Annotated in this window: 1 pseudogene; it reads right to left on the bottom strand. The window is 62.9% G+C overall.

What is annotated here, in order from left to right:
* Positions 1–15: 15 nt before the first annotated feature.
* Positions 16–391: pseudogene (locus EN818_RS33045) on the bottom strand (terminase large subunit); the annotation flags it as partial.

The following is a 391-nucleotide window of genomic DNA, read 5'->3' as shown; positions in this document are numbered from 1 at the left end:
ATATAGTCGCGCCTCTCAGATTGCGAGGATTTCAGCTGTTCCGGCGGCCTCCGGATTGAGGCCCATCAGGACCTTGGCGTGAAGGGCGGCCATGAGCGGGTCGATCTTGGCGGAACCGGATTCCTGCTTGTCGATCGAGATCGCGTTGCCGCGCGGCACCACCTTGGCGTTCCCGACGGCAAATCTCATCAACGCGCCGCCGTCATGTTCGATGACGCCGCCGGCGAGATCCCGCTCGGTGTCCTTGATTGCGCCGTTGAGCTTCCAGCCCTGCGAGATCCCGACGATGCGGTCCTTCTCGATCGGGCTTTCCTCGCCAGTAAGGGCCTTGGTGATCGCGGCGAAACCGAAGGAATCGACGCCGATGGAGTTCTCCGCGGCAAGCTTGCCG

This window comes from Mesorhizobium sp. M3A.F.Ca.ET.175.01.1.1 (assembly GCF_004791945.1).
Classification (GTDB): Bacteria; Pseudomonadota; Alphaproteobacteria; order Rhizobiales; family Rhizobiaceae; genus Mesorhizobium.
Note: the sequence above shows the minus strand (reverse complement) of the source record. Positions and strands in the feature narration are given on the sequence as shown.